Source organism: Nocardia sp. PLKS1-43 (assembly GCF_059510335.1).
Map to the genome: position 1 here is coordinate 94,133 of NZ_JCAJZQ010000005.1, position 19,028 is coordinate 113,160.

Here is a 19,028-nt window from a genome sequence, read left to right on the forward strand (position 1 = left end):
CGCACGGACGTTCAGGCGCTCAGCCGAACCGGTAGCGACCTGTGGCCGTTCATGACGAAGGTCTGCATCGGCCGCAGTTCATCCGGCGCGGTGGCCAACCGCAGGTCCGGGAAGCGGGACAGCAACGCGGGCACGGCGATTCGCGCTTCGAGGCGGGCCAGCGGCGCACCCAGGCAGTGGTGTACGCCGTAACCGAATGCCAGGTGCCCCTTGCTGTCGGTCTCGCGATCCCACGACGGGTCGAACTCGTCGGCGTTGCGGCCGAACGTTTTCCGGTCGCGATTGGCCCCCGCGAACGAGGCCAGGATCGCCTCGCCCGCGGGGATCCGGACGCCCTCGCCCAGATCGATGTCCGCGCGGGTGTACCGGAACGGCATATTCGCGATCGGCGACTGCCAGCGCAGACTCTCCTCGATCACATTCTCCCATTCGATCTCCCCGGCTACGGCCTCGGCACGGGCCCGCGGATGGGTGAGCAGCGCGACGATCGTCTGATCGATCAGATTCACCGTCGTCTCGTGCCCCGCGCTGATGATCAACGTCAGGGTGTCCAACAATTCCTGATCGCTCAGCAGCGGACCGGTGGCCTCGTCCGGACCGGTGATCAGGGTGCTGGTCAGATCGTCACCCAGATTTTCACGCTTGTAGGCGATGAGCCGGCCGACCAGGTCCAGCAACGCCATGAAATCCCGCTGCACCTGTTCCGGCGCGGCCGAGGTGTCCAGTGAGCCGTCGGCATGTTCGCACAGTGGAGTCGCGATCTCCGACGGCACTCCCATCAGCTCGGTGATCACCTTGATCGGCAGCGGTCGCGCGAAATCCGCTCGCAGATCGGCGATATCGCCCGCCGGGGTTTGCGCGAGCGCGTCCAGCAGTTCGGTGACGATCGCCTCGATCCTGGGTTGCAGATCCTGTATCCGGCGCGGACCGAACGCGGGACCCACCGCCTTGCGCAGACGGGCGTGCTCGGCTCCCGAACTCCTGAGCATGTTGCGCAGCGCGATCCACGGAGTCATCACCCAGTCCTGCGGAATCCGGCCCTCCCGCAACGTCTTCCAGTCCTGCGGTTCCTTGGAAACCTGTGGATCGGTCATCAGCCGCCGCAGGGCGGCGTAATCGGTGACCATCCACACCACCACCCCGCCGGGCAGTTCCACCCGGGCCGCCGGGCCCAGTTCACGAATACGGGCAATTTCGCCGTGGATATCGGTAGCGGCCGGATCCAGCACGATGGGTTGATTGTCCGTCACGGGAACTCCTCACAAGCGGGCGGACGGTTCGAACCTCGACGACGTGGCGATCTGCATCGGCGCCGTGGCCGGGAACTCCACCGGCAGCGAAACCAGTGCGCGATGGAAAGGTCCCGGACGCCAGGACAATTCGCTGACCGGAACCGCGAGCTCCATATCCGGCAGCGCATCGATCAGCAGATCGATTGCGTCGTGGGCGATCGTCCTGGCCATCGCCTGCGCCGGGCACGCGTGCGGGCCCGCGCCCCAGGCCAGATGCGACCGGTTGCCGGTGCGGTCGCCGCCGGCGATGCGCGGATCGTTGTTGCAGGCCGCTAGGCCGATGAGCACCGGTTGGTCCGCGGGCAGCCACACCTCGTCGACGAGGATCGGCTGACGCGGATACACGACCGGGAAGTTCGTCAGGGGCGGGTCCTTGAACAGCACCTCGTCCAGGGCGTCCGCGGTGGAGAGCGTCCCGCTGATCAGACCGCTGCCGAATCGATCGTCACTGAGCATCAGCAGCACCGTGTGCAGGATCAGGTTGGCCAGCGGCTCGGTCCCCATGGAGAACAGCAGCGCGGCCTGGTTGATCACCTCCATGTCGTCGAGCTTGCCGGGGTCGGTGATCAGCGCCGAGGTGAGATCATTGCCCGGCCGGGCCCGCTTGTCGGCCACGACCCCGGCCAGCGCCCCGATGAACATCTCCTGTCCGGCCTGAGCGTCGACGGTGTCCAGCATCGCCGCCATTCCGGTCCACGCCTGCCGGGCCGCCTCGGTCGGGAATCCCATCAGATTCGCCAGCACCTGGAAGGTCAGCGGGGCCGCGTACCCGCTGAGCAGATCGCAGGTGCCATCACCGCAGAACCCGTTGATGAGCTCTTCGGCGGCGTGTCCGACCAGATCGTGCAACCGGTTCAGATCGGTCTCACGCAGCGCACCGAAGCTGCCGCGGAACCGCTGATGCGCCTCGCCCGTGGTGCGCAACGCGTTGGCGCGCGACTCGAGGAACGGCCGGACCGGGCAGCTCTCCGGGACCGAGCGCTGCCACCGACTCGGATCGGTGGGGAAATGCTCGGGATCGCGCATGATCTGCAACGCGGTCGCGTAATCCAGGACCAGTGTGGCCGGTACGCCGGGCGCCAATTCCACCGGCGCGATGGCACCGAACCGCTTGCGCATCTCGTCGTACGCGCGGTGCGGATCGGCCGCGAACTCCGGCTCGTACAACCGCATCCGGTCCTGTCCCGAACTGGTCGGCGACGATTCGTACTTCACCGTGAACCCGTGTGACGGCATGTTCACCCTGCCACCACCCGGCCCCTCGAGTCCCTTCCATCCCTACCGATCCTGTAGTCCGCACGTCGGCCATGCACGCCGTGATCCTCTTTTCTCGGTCGCACTTCACGGAACAAACCGGCACGTGCCCGCGCCGGACGGTTCGAGCATCTCGATGGGAGACGAATCGAATTCCGTTGCGGCAGACGCTACATCAGCGGACACGAGGGCGCGCGAAATGCCCGCTGTTTCAGCACCGCCGCGGCGCCGGAGACGGCCGATGCCCGCCCCCAACGGGAACGGGCATCGGCCGATCGGATCGGATCACGAGAATTGCTGGCGCAGCTCCCTTTTGAGAATCTTGCCGGTCACGTTCTTCGGCAGCGCATCGACGAACACCACCCGGCGCGGCACCTGGAAACCGCCCAGGTGCTCACGGCATCCGGCGATGATCTCCTCGGCCGTGGCGGTGGCGCCCTCGCGCAGGACGACCACCGCGCACACCACCTCGCCCCAGGTGTCGTCGCGCACGCCGATCGCGGCCGCCTCCGCGACGCCGGACTGGCGGTAGAGGGCCTGTTCGACGGTCAGCGAGGCGACGTTCTCGCCGCCACTGATGATCAGGTCCTTCTTCCGGTCGACGATGTAGACGAAACCCTCCTCGTCCTGGCGGACCAGATCTCCGGTGTGGAACCAGCCGTCGGTGAACGAGTCGGCGGTGGCCTGCGGATCCTTCCAGTAGCCGGACATCACCTGATCGCCGCGCACGATCATCTCCCCGACCTGTCCCGGCGGCACGTCGGTGAATTCGTCGTCGACGATGCGAATGTCGACCAGCCGCATGGGTTTTCCGGCCGAGGCGAGCAGTCCGGTCGCACCGTTCGCCGCACGGCGGTGCGCTTGCTCGTCCAGATGCAGGACGTTTCCGGCGAGTTCGGTCATGCCCATGCCCTGGTAGAAATCGCAACCGAACCGCTCCAGTCCGGCACGCAGCACGGCGGCGGGGATGGCCGAGGAGCCGTAGCCCACAGCTTGCAGAGTGGCGAGTGAATGCTTGTCCAGCTCCGGGTCCTGGAGCAGGAAGTTGATCATCGTCGGCGCCAAACCCGTTTGGGTGACCTGCCATTCGTCCACCAGACGCAGGAACGTCGCGTTGTCGTAGGACCGCAGGATGCCGACCGTGCAGCCGAGCAGGTGGTTGATCATCACCACGTATCCGCCGATGTGACACAGCGGGAAGCAGAACAGGAATACCGTCTCCTCGGGGACCTCCCACTGCAACGCCGACGACGTCACGCCGGTGAGCAGATTGCGGTGCGAGATCATCACCCCCTTCGGCGCGCCGGTGGTCCCGCTGGTGTAGACCAGCCAGCCCGGGTCGTCCGGGTCCGGAGTGTGCGCGGGCACGTCCGCCGAAGCGCCGGAAAGGAATTCGTCCCACCCGATCGCGCCGGAAGCCGTTCCGATCGACACCACCGTGGTGACCGACGGGATCCGATCGCGGATGCGCTCCACCACCTCGGCGAACTCCGGAGCGATGATCAGCACCCGGGCCTCGGAATGCTCCAGCAGAGCGACGATCTGATCGGGGTGCAGCCGGACGTTGAGAATCGTCAGCGCCATACCCGCCATCGGGACGCCGTAGTAGCAATCCATGTACTGCGTGCAGTTCGAGGACAGGATCGCCACCCGGTCACCCGGCGCGGCGACCCCGAGCAGCGCATTCGCCAAGCGGCGGCAGCGATCTCGCAGCTGCCCGTAGGTGATCTGCTCCTGCTCGAACCGCAGCGCGATTCGGTCCGGGTGTTTGCGCGCACCGTATTCGACGATGTCACCGATCAACATCTGTTCTGCTCCTTGCCGATTCGAATCCGACGCACCGTCACCGGATCGCCATCGGGTTGATCGGCGAGCCGACACCGCGGGTGAACGACAGCGGCGGCCCGGCGTAGAAGAAGTCCCAGCGGCCATCGGCGGCGCAGGCCTGCGAAAGGTCCTCGAAATCCAGCATTTCCGCGAGCGTGACGCCCATGTCGCGGATGAGCACCATATGCAGTTCGAACGCGGTGCCGGGGTGCTCGCCCGGCATCACCTCCACGGCCCAGTTGTCCGAGCCGACGACGGCAACGTCCTTCTCCCGCAACCATTTCGCGCAGGACAGGCTCAGTCCGGGCTCACCCGCCATGAAGCCGGCCGGGTCGCGATCTGTCAGGAATTTCTTGCGCCATCCGGTCCGGAACAGCAGGATGTCGCCCGCGCCGATCCGCACGCCCTGGGCGGCGGCGACCTCGTCGAGCTCGTCGGGACCGATCGCGGTGCCGGCCTCGAGCCAGTCCACTCCGCGCGCCCGGGCGATGTCCAGCAGCACGCCACGTCCGGCGATGCCGCCGGCCTGGGTGTGGATGCCGCACTTGTCCGCGCCCTTGACCGTCACCCCGTCACCCGGGTGCCCGTTGTAGAGCTGGTCGTCGTAGTGCACGTGCGCCAGCGAGTCGTATTGCGACCCGGCCTGCAGTGGCATGAAGACGAAGTCGTCGGCCCACTTGAACCCGCCCGGCAGCACCTGTTCCTGCCCGTTCTCCGACATCAACCGGATCGGATTGATCCGCAGCCCACCGGGCTGCGGCCCGTCCCCGTCGAGCGGAATCCCCAGCGTGAACACCTCCCCGGTGCGAACCAGCCCGGCCGCTGCCAGCACCCGCTCGGCCGTGAGCAGATTCGTGGTCCCCCGCTCGTCATCGCTCCCCCACCGCCCCCAGTTGCTGACCTCCTGGCCCAACGCGCGCATATCGGGAACTTCAGGCACCGCAGCCTCCTAGCTGGATCATTCATGACGTGACAGTCATGTCAACTTGCTCGACCAGTGTGATCGACCGCACTACCTGTGTCAATACCGCATCGCCGAAAGATTGCGGGGAGGGGTCCGAGCGCCCGATGGATACGCGGGCGGCCGCCCTCGGCAGTTCTCGCCATCGCGCCGATCGGACGCAACGCACCCCGCCGCCTAGCGAGATTCCCACGGAGGCGTAGCCGCCGCTATTCAGAACATCACTATCGGTTACGAAACCCGTTGCTGTCACAGGCATCTCGACACTTGCTATCTTCGACACCAGCGGATCGTTCCTGGGGGAGACCTTCGGGCCGGAGCGATGTGGTAACCGAGAACCCGCGCGAGACGTTGAACCTGAGCTGCCGACGCCCTACCGCATGTCGTTGACGACATATACTCGCTGTCATGGGTGAACTGTTCGCCATAGAAATCGAGCCCGAGGTACGGGACTGGCTGGAAGCACTGCCAGCCAAGCACTTCCTCGAGATCGACGAATATGTCGGCCTACTCGCCGAACAAGCAGACTCGCTGAGCGAACCCTACGCCCGATACCTCGGCGACGGGGTCCGCGAACTACGCCCAACGCTGGACGGTGCGGCCATCCGCATTACCTACTGGATTGCACCGGGACGGCGAGTGATCCTGCTGACGGTGTTCCGCAAGACACGGATGCGAGGAAGACACCGAAGTCAAACGCGCGAAAGTCGCCCAACAGACCTGTCAGGCCGAACACGAGCCCGCTCATCAAGAATTCATCCGCACAATCGAGAAGGGAGAACTGGACCGATGAGTCACGCACGCTGGAAGACGCTCCGGGAACGCAAACTCGCCGAGGGCTACACCGAATCCGACGACGTTACCGAGGCCCGCCGCGAAATCCGGCTCTCCATGGCACTGGCCGAAGCCGTCTACGACCGCCGAATCGAGCTCGGGCTTACGCAAGCCGACCTTGCCGAACGCGCCGGCCTCACCCAAGCCAAGATTTCGCGCATCGAAGGCTCCGACACCATGCCAACCCTCCCTCTGCTCGCCAAACTCGCCGACGCCCTCGACGCGACCCTCAACATCGCCCTGGACGCCGACGACACCCGAGTCAACTTCATCAGTCATCACACCGACGCCGCCTGAGCATAAGTAGTCGCTACGACGAAACTTGCCATCGCCAGCTCACTGTTCCAGCGAAACACGTTGCTGCGGTGGATATCTCAAGACTCCTCCTCTTCGAAACCAGCGGACCGTTCAGGCGGTACACGCTCGGGCCAAACCGACACAGGCGATCACCAGCATCGGCAGCCCAACTGCCACGTCGTACCCGAGCGCGATCACTCGATCAGCCCGGCGTCAGCGTTGAACCACCGCGCGAAACTCAGCCGGGGCCGGACGGATTCCACGCTGGCAATAGACATGATGCCGACTACTGTCGGCTCTGCATGGACTCCGCTGTCCGTCGACCGTAGCGACGGAGCTTCTCGTCCGCTCTGATTCTGTGGGGCGGGTGGGGCTCGAACCCACGACCAGCGGATTATGAGTCCGCGGCTCTAACCGACTGAGCTACCGCCCCCGACCGCGTGGTGTGCGCGGTGGGGCGATAGTACCGGGTTCGGGGGGTGTTCGCCTATTCGGGATCGCCGCGGTCGTGGGTTTCCGGAACACCTAGTAGCAGATAGTGTGGCCGGTGAAGGGGATGGATGGGAGGATCGGCGTGGCGGATCTGTTCGTGAACGTGTTGCGGGCGCATCAGTGGATCTACGAGCACAGCGGCGGGCTGGTGGGGCATCGGCTGCTGGCGGGCAATCCGACGTTGTTGCTGCGGACAGTCGGGCGGAAGTCGGGGCAGGCGCGCACCAATGCGCTGACCTACGCACGCGATGGGCGGGACTATCTGGTCACCGCCTCCAACGGTGGATCGCCGCGGCCACCGGGGTGGCTGGCGAATCTCAAAGCCGCGCCGGACTGCGAGATCCAGGTCGGGCGGCGCAAGATCGCGGTGCACGCGCGGGCGACGTATCCGGACGATCCGGACTACGCGCGCCGCTGGGGACTGGTCGACAAGGTGAATCAGGGGCGGTACACGCAATATCAGAAGCAGACCAAGCGACCGATCGCGGTGGTCGTGCTCAGTCCGCGCTGAACCGGCGACCGCCCCTGAACCAACTGTCAGACCGTCAAGATCGTGCGTCCTACCGCCGTGCGGGATTCGATGGCCGCATGTGCCGCCGCCGCCTCGGTGAGCGGGAAGGTCTGCCCGACAACGACTTCCAGATTTCCCGCCGCCGCCTCGGTCAGCGCGCGGCGCCCGAGCGCCTGCCAGTCGATATCGGCCCCGGTCATCTCCAGCAGAGTTTGCACCGTGATGTTCTGTGCGGCCGCATATTCCGCGTGGTCCTGCAGGAAACCGCCTGCGGCGTTACCGTATCCGAGGAATCGGCCACCGAATGCCGTGGCGCGCAGGGCGTCCGCGCCGATCGGGCCGCCCGCACCATCGAGCACCACTGCCACGCCCGCGCCCTCGGTCGCCTCCCGGACTCGGTCCGCCCAGCCGGGATCCTCGTAATCCACCACGACCTTCGCACCGAGCCGGCGGGCCAGTGCGAGTTTCGTATCGCCGTGCGCCGCCGCGATCACCGAAGCACCTGCCGCGGAAGCCATTTGGGTGAGCAGCGTGCCCAATCCGCCGCCCGCGGCGGTGATCAGCACCCACTCCCCCGGGCGAATCCGGGCCCGTTCGGCGATCATCAGCGAGGTCCGCCCATCGTGCACCAGTGCGGCGGCGCGAATGTCGTCCAGGCCGGCGGGGATCTCGTTCAAGGTCTGCGCCTTCGCCGGCGCCTTGGCCGCATAGCCACCGATGGGCAGGCCGCCGCCGATACCGCTGGCCGCCGTTGCCGTGGCCACTCGCTTGCCGACCCAGCCGGGATCGACGTCCGCGCCGACGGACGACACCACACCGGCGACCGCGCCGCCCGGGACATACGGCGGCTCGACCGGGAAGAAGTCCCGGCCCCAGCCGCTGCGCAGCCGCACGTCCAGGAACATCACATCGGCCGCCGTGACGTCCACGACCACCTGGCCCGGCCCGGCGACCGGATCGGGCACTTCTGCCGGAACCAGCACCTCCGGTCCCCCGAACGACTTCACTTCCACCACATACATTTTCGGCCACATCCTCTCGATCGGAAACGATGAGACCAGCCTGATACCTCGAGTTAGCTCGAGGTCAATGGCCGTTCGCCGAGAGCGAGAACACGACGCGAGAGATTTGCCGGTCACGATCGGATCCGGCTAAGATCGGCCGACGAGGGGAGTACTTCCCAAGCGCTATACCGGTCAGTACGGATTTCACAGTTGAGGTCCCCGGGTGGCCGCCCGTCCCACGGGCGAAGGAGACCTCGGGTGTTTTGTCATACCCGAGGAGTCCCATGAGTTCCACCACGACCGCTCTCGCATCATCCCAGCTGCACACCATCGGCTCGCCCTGGGTGTGGGCGGCGACCATCGCCGGGGTGTTGCTGCTTCTGATGCTCGACTTCGCGGTCACCCGCCGCCCGCACGAAGTGTCGATGCGCGAGGCGCTGGGGTGGACGGTGTTCTATCTGGCGCTGCCGATCACCTTCGGCATCGTGATCTGGACGGCCTATGGATCGGAACCGGGCACGGAATTCTTCACCGGCTACCTGCTCGAGAAATCGCTGTCGGTGGACAATCTGTTCATCTTCATGCTGCTCCTGGCGGCATTCGCGGTCCCAGCACGGTTGGCCCAGCGGGTGTTGTTGTTCGGCATCGCGGGCGCGCTGGTACTGCGCGGCATCTTCATCGCCCTCGGCGCCGCCGCGCTCGCCGAACTGGATTGGGCATTCCTGCTGTTCGGCGCGATCCTGCTGTTGACCGCCGCGAAATTGCTGAAAGACGCGATCACCGGCCAGGAGGCCGAGGTCGACGCCTCTTCACTGCGTTCGGTGCGACTGCTGCGCCGGGTACTGCCCGTGACCGATGGCTACCGCGAAACGCGACTGAGCGCGCGGGAGGCGGGACGGCGCGCGCTGACCCCATTGGCCCTGGTGGTCGCCGCGGTGATGACCACCGATCTGATCTTTGCCATCGACTCGGTGCCCGCGGTCTACGGCGTCACCGGCGATCCGTATCTGGTGTTCGCCACCAACGCCTTCGCACTGCTCGGCCTGCGCGCACTGTATTTCGTCCTGCACTCGGCCCTGAGCCGGCTGGTGCACCTCGCCTACGGACTCGCACTCATCCTGGCGTTCATCGGCGTGAAACTGGTGCTGCACTGGGCACACGCGACCTGGGCGGGTGTGCCGCAGATTTCCACCGCCGCCTCGTTGCTGGTGATCGTCGCGGTGTTGGCCACGGTCACCGCGACGAGCCTGTGGGCCACCCGCAAGACTGCTACGCCGTAGCGGGTGGCCCGCAACTCAGGTGAGCTTGACCCGCGCCGCGACGAACCGGGCGACCGCCGGGGCGAACCGCTGGAAGTGGTACTGCAGGTGGGCTTCCGGGGTCACCGGGACGACCTCGCGCCCGTCCCGCACCGCCCGCACGATCTGCTCGGCCACCTTCTCCGGGCCGTAGTGCCGCTTGCGGTACAGCTCATCGTATTTCGCCTGCTTGTCGGCCTCGTCCGAGGCCGACAGACCCGAGAAGCGAGTCGTGGCAACGATATTGGTGTGCACGATGCCGGGGCAGATGGTGTGCACCTCGATACCTTTGCCGGCCAGTTCGGCGCGCAGGCAGTCCGAGAACATGAACACCGCCGACTTGCTCGTCGAGTAGGCACTGAATCCGCGCTGCGGCATATAGGCGGCCATACTCGACAGATTCACGATGTGCCCGCCGAGCCCGCGCTCGGCCATGGCCGCGCCGAACGTCCGGCAGCCGTTGACCACTCCGCCCAGATTCACCCGCAGCACACGATCGAAATCCGCCGACGGCGTTTCGAAGAAGTCTCCCGCCTGGCCGATTCCGGCGTTGTTGACCAGGATATCGGGTACCGCGTGCTCGGCGATGACCGCCGCGGCGTGCTCGGCGACGGCCGCCTCATCCGAGACGTCGACCGAATAGGCATGCGCCACACCGCCTTCGGCCTGCACCAGCGCGACGGTCTGTTTGGCCGCGTCCAGATTCAGATCCGAGACCACGATCTCCGCCCCGCGCCGCGCGAAGGACAGCGCCGTCTCCCGGCCGATGCCGCTGCCGCCCCCGGTGATCACGACGAGTTGGTCCTCGAACGCGCCGCGCTCGCGGCCCCGCACCACCTCGGCCCGGCGCAGCCCGCGCGTGGTCGCCCCCTGGGTGAGCGAGTCGATGAGTTCGGTTGTGGCCGTGGCCAGCAGCTCCGGATGCGAGAACGGCAGCCAGTGCCCGGCGGCCACCTCGCGACGCCACAGCCGCGAGGTCCACCGCGCCTGGTCGTCGTATCCGGCGGGCCGCACCGCGACGTCGCGCCGGGCGATCACCAGCTGCACCGGCACCTCGGTGTGCCGGTCGCGGGCGTTGACCAGGCGCTGCAGAATGTTCGCGCGGTAGATGCGCATGCCGTCGAAGAAATCCTCCTGGAACCTCGGCCCCAAACGGACATTCGCGGGTGCGGTCTCGTTCATCAGCCCGACGAATCGCTGCCAGATCGTGGCCGCCGACAACGGCCGCAACAGCACCCGCGGCACGCCCGGAGTCATGAACAGGAAGGTGTAGGCCGAGGACAGCAGCTGAGTGAACGGCCCCCACGCCGCGCCGCGAGAAAGCTTGGCGCGCATCCACTTTCCCAGGTGATCCAGGTTCGGGCCGGAGACCGAGGTGAACGACGCTATCCGCGCGCCGGCCCGCGGCTCGCAGACCGCCTCCCACATCTGCACCGATCCCCAGTCGTGGGCGAGCACGTGGACGGGTCGTTCGGAACTGACCGCATCGGCGACCGCGAAGAAATCCCCGGCGAAGGCATCGAGCCGATAGTCACTGGTGCGGTTGGTGCGGGTGGAGCGGCCGTGGCCGCGCGTGTCGTAGGCGACGACGTGAAATCGCCCGGCCAGCAACGGAATCACCCGATCCCACAGATGGTGGTCGTCCGGCCAGCCGTGCACCAGCACGACCGTTTCGGCGGCCGGATCGCCGTATTCGTAGACGGCCAGGTCGAATTCGCCGTTGCGGACGATGCGTTCGGCATCGGGAACGGGGGTCTGATCGGTCACGATATCTCCCTTCGGGGCCGGTGCGGGTGATGCGTCCGGGCGCGGAACCTCACAGGTCCAGCACCAGACGTTCACCGGCACACCGGGATACGCAGATGAGCATGTCGCCGGCGGCTCGCTCGGCATCGGTCAATACGGTGTCGCGATGTTCGACCTGGCCGGACACCGTGCGCACCCGGCAGGTACGGCAGAAGCCCTGACGGCACGAATACGGGCTGTCCGGGCGAACTTTCAGTACCTCCTGCAGCACGGTGCGATCGGCGGGCACCGCGATCACCTCGCCGGTGCGGGCCAATTCGACCTCGAACGCGGTGCCGTCCCGGACGGGCAGGGGGGAAAACCGCTCGGAATGCAGTTCCACTCCGGGCATCTCGCGCACGCGCTCGGCGATCAGCGCGGTCATCGGAACCGGGCCGCAGCAGTAGACCGAGGTGTCGGCGGTCACGCCGGGGAGCAGATCCCCGGCTTCGGGCAACCCGAACGCGTCGTCGGTGCGGATACGCACCCGGGGGCTCAGTCGCTCGAGCTCGTCGAGGAAGGCCATCGTGTTCCGGCTGCGTCCGGTGTAGACCATCGACCAGTCGACGCCGAGCCGATGCGCCATCCGCACCATCGGCAGGATCGGCGTGACCCCGATGCCCCCGGCCACGAAATGCACTCGGGCGGCGTCGGAACCGTGTCCGGGCAGGACGAACGGGAACGCGTTACGCGGGCCGCGAACGACGATCGAACTGCCCACGGTGAGCGCCTCGTGCACCTCCTGCGAACCGCCGTCACCGTCCGGAATGCGCCGCACGGCAATCCGGTACGCATGCCGCTCGGCCGGATCGCCGCACAGCGAATACTGCCGCAACCGGCCCGAGGGCAGCTCCAGATCCAGATGCGCGCCGGGCCGCCAGCGCGGCAGCGCGCGCCCATCGGGTGCGGTGAGCAGCAGAACGACCACATCGGTGTCGTGCGCCTCCACCCGCCGCTGCGCGACCGTCAGCGTGATGCGGTGATCGTCCACCGCACCCGTGCCGGTGCCGCGGTTGATCAGGGCCGTCCAGCGCATCCGGGTCTCGGCGACCGCGTCGATGACCCGAATCGCGCGGTCACTGCGGCGCCTGCCGTACAGATCGGCCGGCGGCAGCAGCGGAACCCGCCGCAAGCTCACGACGCCATTGCCTGTGCCGCAGGCGATTTGGCCAGATAGGCGACCGCCTGCGCGGTCGAGCCGACCGATCCGGGGTCGTAACCGGGCCGCAGCACCGATGCCGCGCTCCACAACAGTGAGGGGACCCCGGGCAGCGCACCGCGCCACATCGCGCCGAACACCCGCAGCGCCAGCCGGGGGTACCGCATATTCGGCAGCGAAGGATCCTGGTGCACAAGGTATTTGGTGCCGCGCAGCAGCAGTGTCAGGAAGATCGGGAAGACGATCAACATCAGCGCCGACCGGCGCAGGTAGCCGACCTCGAAGTACTGCGCCACATCATGCGCGACGTGCCGGTGCTCGACCTCCTCCGCACCGTGCCAGCGGAACAGATCCAGCACGCGCGGGTCCGCGCCGAAACGCTCGAGATCGGCATTGAGCACCCAGTCGCCGAGATAGGCGAAGAAATGTTCCAGAGTGGCGATGAAGCCGATGCGTTCGACCAAAGTCTGGAATTCCGCCGCGGGGCCCTGTCCGGGGCGGGGGCCGAGGGTTTTGCGGAACAGGAACTCCATCTGGCGCACATACGCGTCCACATCGATGCCGTGCGCGGTGAGCACCTGTTGCAGCACGTCGTTGTGGGTTTCGGCGTGCATCGACTCCTGACCGATGAAACCGAGCATCTGCTCGCGCAACTTCTCGTCCCGGACCAGCGGCAACGCCTCGGAGAACGCCAGCACGAACATTCGCTCGCCTTCGGGCAGCAGCAGATTCAGCGCGTTGATCACGTGCGAGGCGATCGGCTCGCCCGCCATCCAGTGCAGCGGCGTATCGCGCCAGTCGAACCGCACATTGCGTGCGTGCAGGGCTACCTCGCCCGGATCGGTCCTGTCACGAGGCGGCCACTGGGGAAGTAGCTTCATCGGTACTCCTGGTCTCGTCGTGCGGCATCACCGCCGCCGATACCCGAGAGTAGCAAAATTCCGGGTATATATGCGACCAAGAGTTACATCTATACGTTCGACCCGCTCAGCGCCGCTTTTCCAGGGGAAACTGCGAGGTCTTGCCGGACGGGTCGGTGGTGGCGGCCTTGGTGTAGAGGTTCGCGGGCTGGGCCGGGTCGGACAGGACGACGTGCACCTGCTTGGTGACGTAGTTCCCCGCGGCGCAGTTGGGCGTGCAGGTGTTGTCGCGTTCGGTGCCGTCGCCCTCGGCCTTGTCGGCAGCCCAGGACGTCCAGGTGATCTTCTCGACCTGCACGCCCAGATCCGCACAAGCGAGAATCAGGTTCTGCGGGCGTACGGCCGGTTTGTCGAACGAGCAGTCCAGCACGTCCGGCGGCGACTCCGCCTGCCCCGCGGACCGGACACCGGTACCCGGGGAGTTCGGCGAACCGCATCCGGCAACCGCGGCGATCACCGCCACCGCGACACAGCATCCGATGCGCACACGCCTGCGATCCGTCCTCATGTCCACCATGTTCACGCTCCCAAGTCCGTCGCCGGTCATCCCGCGTGCTCGACCGCACCGCCGCAGGTTCCGGCAGGCTAACGCACGCGTGTGACACGCCGCGACACACCTGCCGCGAACATCGCTGAACGAGGTGTGATCGATGTCGGTCCGAGACTCTCTCGGTGGCGCAGAATTGTTGACAATGCTAGTAATTGGAAGAGATCGATTCGGACCGGACGTCGTTCCGCGGGGCGCGCGAGGACCGGCGATATGGCCACGCTAGGAGAAAAATTGACCAGGCTGCACCGGACATCGGCGGCCTAGGGATTCACATATGGTGACGATCCTCGGAGGCGGCATCGCGGGCACGGTGCTCGCGGGTGGGCTGGCGCGAGCGGGCCACCCTGCCGTCGTCTACGAACGCAGACCCAACGTGCGCGGGGGTGCTTTCCTGTTCCTGGACGCCCACGCCCACCGAACGCTGGCCGACCTCGGCGTTCCCGCCGACCAACTGGACAGCGCCTCCTACCCTGTCGACGGGGTCCGGGTCGGCGCACCGGCCGCCGACCCGCGGGAATCGCCCGCGGCCGGGCACCGGCTGTATCACCGCACCGACCTGATGCGGGTGCTGACCGAATTCGCTTGGGCCGCAGGCGCGGACATTCGCTACGGGACGGCCGTCAGCGATCTGGATCCGGACACCGGGGTGTTGTACCCCGGTGGGACTGCGACCGATCTGCTCATCGCCGCCGACGGCATCGACTCGATCGCCCGCACCCGGCTCGAACCCGAGCGCGTCGCCGAATATGCCGGGCAGGTAGTGCTTTACGCGACCGCCGCACCCGGCACCCGGCCCAACACCACCCCTTCGGTCCTGCATTTCCACCGGCACGGCAGTGACACTCCGGCCACCTTCGGGCATTTCTGGAACGACAGCGTCGCGGTGTGGTTCGCGCGGCTGACTCGCGCTCCGATCGCGGTGGGCTACACCGGTTTTCACCCCCTGGCCCGCTGGAACGAGCCGATCCGCGCCGCCCTGCCCGAGATTCCGTATCTGCTGGACACCCTGCTCGACCACACCGCGATGGTGCACGTCTCCAATGCCCGCCGTGTCCCGCTGACCAAGGCGCTGCCGCCGCGGCTGCCCGTAATCCTTTGCGGGGACGCCGATCACGCGCTCAGCCCCGCCTCCGGAGTCGGCGCGCGCAATGCCATCGACGATGCCGCCGCCCTGTGCCAGGCCCTGCTGAACGGTGACGATCCCGCGGACACCATGGCTCGGCGGCGCGCGGAGATGCTCGCCGAACCGGATTGAGCCGCAAGGCCTCGGAGGGCGAATACGCGCTGCCGCGGTCGGCCGCCCGGCACACAAGCGCATCGCCTCGCCGCGCAGTGTGCCGAAATCGCCGACCACCGTGTCGGGTTCGTCGCAGGCCGCGGCCCCGACCGGGGATGATGGTTCCTCGCCAAGACCGGTGAGCAGGTCAGCAGAACGGTGCGCTTGCGGATGTATCAGCCCGGGCCCTCGCCGCCCGAACCGCCGATCGTGTCGTGCCAGCGCTCGGCCCACACCCACAGCTGCTCGAGCGCGCGGCCCAGCTCGACACCCGGGTAGGTCAGCTCATAGGACTTGTCGGGGCGTTTGACGATGATCCCGGCGGCCTGCAGCGTCTGCAGACGCACCGACAGCATGCTGGACGAGCAGTTGTCCATGCGGCGGCGCAACTCCAGAAAGCCCAGCGGGCCCGGTTCCAGCTCCCAGACCACGCGCAGCATCCAGCGCTGGCCCAGTAGCTCCATCGCCTGTGTGGGCGCTGCGGCCGGATCACGCCGGGGTGTTCCCGGATCTCTTGCGCTTCTCATTCAGAACCACAATAGTTGCTTCTGAAATAGAAGCGATCGAGCAAGGAGGCCGAGTGGAGTCGAGCAGAATCGCGCTGGTGACCGGGGCGTCACGCGGCATCGGCGCGGCCACGGCCCGGATTCTGGCCGCCCGCGGCGATCACGTCATCGTCAATTACCGCGAGAAGCGCAAGCGCGCAGCGGATCTCGCCGACGAGATCGGCTCCGGCGGGGGCAGCGCGTCGATCGCCGGGGCCGATCTGTCCGACGCCTCCGCCGCGCAGGCATTGAGCCGGGAGATCGTGGACCGGTTCGGACGCCTGGATGTGCTGGTACTCAACGCATCCGGTGGCCTGGAGCGCGGTGCGGCACCGGGATATCCGATGGCCGTCAACCGCGACGCGCAGTTGGGCCTGGTCCGGCTGTTGCTGCCACATATGCCGACCGGCGCGCGCATCGTCTTCGTCACCAGCCACCAGGCGCATTTCCACGGCCGCAAACCCGTGCCCGCGGATTACGAGCCCATCGCCGCCAGCAAGCGCGCCGGCGAGGACGCCTTGCGCGCTCTGATACCCGAATTCGATTCGCGCCGAATCGGTTTCACTGTTGTTTCCGGCGATATGATCGACGGCACGATCATCGTCCGCCTCCTGCAACGGCGCGACCCGGAAGCGGTCGCCGCGCGAACCGAGCACGGCGCACTTCCGACCGTGGACGAATTCGCCACGGCCGTAGCCGATGCCACCATCGACGATCACCCGCTCGGGCACACGGTATACATCGGCGGAGCGGATTACCTCGCGCACAGGTGATTTCGGCTCCTGGCGCGCCGCAGACCGGCTGGAGCCGGCGTCTTTCGGGAATTGCGGGGCCGACGAGTTCACCCCTCGGATCGCGTCCCGGACCGGGAACTCACCGGTGGGTTGACAGGCGTGCCCGAGGATGCGGCCTTCGGCGGTGGAATTCGGGCTTCATGGCGCGGGTTGTCGAGACCATGAGAGCTTTGGTTTACGACCCGACCGCCAGGCATGGTCTCCGGTTGGGTGAAGCGCCGGACCCGGTGCCCGGTCCCGGGCAGGCATTGGTGCGGGTCGCGGCGACTTCGCTCAACTTCGGCGAGATCACATACCTGAGCAGGAATTACGCGCCCGGCGGAGTGGCCGGCTGGGACGCTTCCGGGGTCGTCGTGGCCGCGGCGGCGGATGGCAGTGGCCCGCCGGCCGGGACACCGGTGGTGACCTTCGGCTGGAATGGCGGGTGGGCCGAGTTGCGGGCGGTCGATACCGGTGAGCTCGCAGCATTGCCGGCGGGCGTCGACCATAGTGCGGCGGCAGCACTGCCGGTGGCCGGTGTGACCGCGTTGCGCGCAGTGCGCCGACTGGGTTCGATCCTCGGACGGCGTGTACTGATCACCGGGGCATCCGGTGGGGTCGGCCGGTTCGCCGTCCAGCTCGCGGCGCAGGCGGGCGCACACGTGGTCGCCGTTGTCGGTCGACCGGAGCGCGGGATCGGGCTGGCGGAGCTGGGTGCCGCCGAGGTGGTCGCCGGTGGCCTGGCCGAGGTGCGCGAGCCGGTGGTCGCGGTGATCGACAATGTGGGCGGGCGGCTGTTGGCGGACGCGTTCACGCTGCTCGCCCCGGACGGACTCGCCGTCAGCGTGGGCAAAGCATCGCTCGAGCCTTCCACGATCGATTTCGAGCAGGCCCGGCTGACCAGTCCCGGCGCTCGCATCGAGGCGTTCGTCGTCGGTCCCGGTTTCGGCCCGGACCTGGCCTATCTGACTTCACTCGTGGCCGCGGGCCGGCTCGACCCCCAGGTGGGCTGGCACGGCGACTGGGCACGCGCCGGCGACGCCGCCGAAGCACTGCTCAACCGCGAGGTCGCCGGTAAGGCGGTACTCGCCGTGAGTAGCTCGTCCTCGTAAGCGGTGCGGACGGGCCTGGGCCGCAGCTCGTGGTCCTCGATGTCGAATGCGGCCGGGCGGCCATCTGCCCGCACGAGGCGGCAGCGCCCGTCCGCATCGGCCGGCCCCGTGCGCCTCGTCAGCACTACTCCGGACGTGGGGTCTGCACCGTACGGTTCCGGTTGGGATCTCCGAAAAGTGTTGTATCCCAACAGGAATCGTTTCCAGAACGTGGACTAGTCCGGCCAGGCCGGTGGACGCTTCTCCAGGAACGCGGCCATCCCCTCGCGAGCGCCGGGAAGCTGGGAGGCCGCGGCCATGACCTCGACGGCCACGGTGTAGGCGTCGGCTTCGGGGCGGTCGAGTTGTGCGTAGAGGGTGTGTTTGCCGAGGGCCTTGCTGGCGCGGCTGCCCCGGGTCGCGCGGGCGAGCAGCTCGGCGACGGCGGTGTCGAGATCCTCGTCGGGCACCGCGCGGTTGATCAGACCCCACTCCGCGGCGGTGCGGGCGTCGATCGGATCACCGGTGAGGGCAAGTTCCATCAGGCGTTTGCGGCCGACGGCACGCGCCACCGGGACCGCCGGAGTGTGACAGAACCAGCCGCCCTTGCCGCCGGGCAGCGCGAACCCGGCCGATTCGGCGGCGATCGCGAGGTCACAGGAGGCGACCAGCTGACATCCGGCCGCGGTGGCCAGGCCGTGCACCCGCGCGATGACCACCTGCGGCGCGGTCTCGACGGCCGTCATCAGTTCGGTGCACAGCCTCAGCAGTTCGCGCACGCCGACCAGATCCCGGGACGCGACATCGGCGAAGTCGTGACCGGCCGAGAACACCGGGCCGCGCGCACCCAGCACAATCCCGGTCGCATCGCTCGCACCCGCCTCCCGGAACGCGGCCAGCAGTTCGGTCAGATGCCCGGCCGAGAGCGCGTTGCGCCGCTCGGGCCGGTTCATGGTGATGCGGACGGTGTCACCGTCCCGGTCGACGAGAAGATGCTGGTACGCCACGGTGGTCATATCCTCCACGGTAGTTCCGACCGCAGCGCAGGTGAACGAAGTGGGCCGCGCAGACTGAGTTGGCAGAGCCCTCGCGGTCGCGCCACGCCGTCGTAGCAGCGTGGCCGCGGCGGCGTGGTAGCGCTGTCACGAATACCGTCCCG

17 protein-coding genes and 1 tRNA gene are annotated in these 19,028 nt (G+C 67.4%); 6 read left to right on the plus strand and 12 right to left on the minus strand.

Annotated elements, in window-relative coordinates:
- Positions 1-11: 11 nt before the first annotated feature.
- From AC5WS7_RS19835 to AC5WS7_RS19850, 4 genes are all read right to left on the minus strand, one after another.
- On the minus strand, positions 12-1,250 hold the full coding sequence (locus AC5WS7_RS19835; protein ID WP_495956031.1) for a cytochrome P450 family protein: 1,239 nt from the start codon (positions 1,248-1,250) through the stop codon (positions 12-14).
- Between the two features lie 9 nt (positions 1,251-1,259).
- Entirely contained in the window at positions 1,260-2,528 is a 1,269-nt protein-coding gene (locus AC5WS7_RS19840; RefSeq protein ID WP_495956430.1) for a cytochrome P450 family protein, read from the minus strand.
- 303 nt (positions 2,529-2,831) lie between these two features.
- Entirely contained in the window at positions 2,832-4,352 is a 1,521-nt protein-coding gene (locus AC5WS7_RS19845; RefSeq protein WP_495956032.1) for a long-chain-fatty-acid--CoA ligase, read from the minus strand.
- A gap of 37 nt (positions 4,353-4,389) precedes the next feature.
- Positions 4,390-5,295 carry a cyclase family protein gene (locus AC5WS7_RS19850; RefSeq protein ID WP_495956431.1) on the minus strand — a complete coding sequence of 302 codons (906 nt, stop codon included), beginning with the start codon at positions 5,293-5,295 and terminating at the stop codon, positions 4,390-4,392.
- A 447-nt stretch (positions 5,296-5,742) separates the two neighbouring features.
- Between AC5WS7_RS19850 and AC5WS7_RS19855 the strand changes: the two genes are divergently transcribed.
- Complete coding sequence (locus AC5WS7_RS19855) at positions 5,743-6,465, plus strand: type II toxin-antitoxin system RelE/ParE family toxin (protein WP_495956033.1); 723 nt, start codon at positions 5,743-5,745, stop codon at positions 6,463-6,465.
- Positions 6,466-6,824: 359 nt separating this feature from the next.
- Here AC5WS7_RS19855 and AC5WS7_RS19860 read toward each other — a convergent pair.
- Positions 6,825-6,898, minus strand: a tRNA-Ile gene (locus AC5WS7_RS19860).
- Between the two features lie 123 nt (positions 6,899-7,021).
- On the opposite strand from AC5WS7_RS19860, the gene AC5WS7_RS19865 reads away from it, so the two are divergent.
- A complete protein-coding gene (locus AC5WS7_RS19865; protein ID WP_495956432.1) occupies positions 7,022-7,468 on the plus strand; it encodes a nitroreductase family deazaflavin-dependent oxidoreductase in 447 nt (148 codons plus the stop codon).
- Positions 7,469-7,494: 26 nt separating this feature from the next.
- Here the strand turns inward: AC5WS7_RS19865 and AC5WS7_RS19870 are convergent, their stop codons facing one another.
- Positions 7,495-8,490: a zinc-binding dehydrogenase gene (locus AC5WS7_RS19870; RefSeq protein ID WP_495956034.1), complete on the minus strand. Its 996-nt coding sequence runs from the start codon at positions 8,488-8,490 to the stop codon at positions 7,495-7,497.
- Between the two features lie 266 nt (positions 8,491-8,756).
- Here AC5WS7_RS19870 and AC5WS7_RS19875 point away from each other — a divergent pair, with 266 nt between their 5' ends.
- Positions 8,757-9,752, plus strand: a complete 996-nt coding sequence (locus AC5WS7_RS19875; protein ID WP_495956035.1) for a TerC/Alx family metal homeostasis membrane protein — start codon at positions 8,757-8,759, stop codon at positions 9,750-9,752.
- 15 nt (positions 9,753-9,767) lie between these two features.
- Here AC5WS7_RS19875 and AC5WS7_RS19880 read toward each other — a convergent pair whose 3' ends face one another.
- From AC5WS7_RS19880 to AC5WS7_RS19895, 4 genes are all read right to left on the minus strand, one after another.
- Positions 9,768-11,537, minus strand: a complete 1,770-nt coding sequence (locus AC5WS7_RS19880) for an SDR family oxidoreductase (protein ID WP_495956036.1) — start codon at positions 11,535-11,537, stop codon at positions 9,768-9,770.
- Positions 11,538-11,586: 49 nt separating this feature from the next.
- Positions 11,587-12,693 carry a PDR/VanB family oxidoreductase gene (locus AC5WS7_RS19885; protein WP_495956037.1) on the minus strand — a complete coding sequence of 369 codons (1,107 nt, stop codon included), beginning with the start codon at positions 12,691-12,693 and terminating at the stop codon, positions 11,587-11,589.
- Complete coding sequence (locus AC5WS7_RS19890; protein WP_495956038.1) at positions 12,690-13,595, minus strand: metal-dependent hydrolase; 906 nt, start codon at positions 13,593-13,595, stop codon at positions 12,690-12,692. The genes AC5WS7_RS19885 and AC5WS7_RS19890 overlap by 4 nt, the downstream gene beginning before the upstream one ends.
- A 106-nt stretch (positions 13,596-13,701) precedes the next feature.
- Positions 13,702-14,142, minus strand: coding sequence for a hypothetical protein (locus AC5WS7_RS19895; protein ID WP_495956039.1), 441 nt, complete (start codon positions 14,140-14,142; stop codon positions 13,702-13,704).
- Between the two features lie 316 nt (positions 14,143-14,458).
- Between AC5WS7_RS19895 and AC5WS7_RS19900 the strand changes: the two genes are divergently transcribed.
- The gene (locus tag AC5WS7_RS19900; RefSeq protein WP_495956040.1) at positions 14,459-15,439 is read left to right on the plus strand and encodes an FAD-dependent oxidoreductase; all 981 of its coding nucleotides are present in this window, start codon (positions 14,459-14,461) and stop codon (positions 15,437-15,439) included.
- 197 nt (positions 15,440-15,636) lie between these two features.
- Here the strand turns inward: AC5WS7_RS19900 and AC5WS7_RS19905 are convergent, their stop codons facing one another.
- Positions 15,637-15,987 carry a winged helix-turn-helix transcriptional regulator gene (locus AC5WS7_RS19905; RefSeq protein ID WP_495956041.1) on the minus strand — a complete coding sequence of 117 codons (351 nt, stop codon included), beginning with the start codon at positions 15,985-15,987 and terminating at the stop codon, positions 15,637-15,639.
- A gap of 53 nt (positions 15,988-16,040) precedes the next feature.
- Between AC5WS7_RS19905 and AC5WS7_RS19910 the strand changes: the two genes are divergently transcribed.
- Positions 16,041-16,778: an SDR family oxidoreductase gene (locus AC5WS7_RS19910; protein ID WP_495956042.1), complete on the plus strand. Its 738-nt coding sequence runs from the start codon at positions 16,041-16,043 to the stop codon at positions 16,776-16,778.
- Positions 16,779-17,005: 227 nt separating this feature from the next.
- Entirely contained in the window at positions 17,006-17,890 is an 885-nt protein-coding gene (locus AC5WS7_RS19915) for a zinc-binding dehydrogenase (RefSeq protein ID WP_495956043.1), read from the plus strand.
- Positions 17,891-18,105: 215 nt separating this feature from the next.
- On the opposite strand, the gene AC5WS7_RS19920 is transcribed toward AC5WS7_RS19915, so the two are convergent.
- Positions 18,106-18,885, minus strand: a complete 780-nt coding sequence (locus AC5WS7_RS19920; protein WP_495956044.1) for an enoyl-CoA hydratase-related protein — start codon at positions 18,883-18,885, stop codon at positions 18,106-18,108.
- Positions 18,886-19,028: the final 143 nt, after the last annotated feature.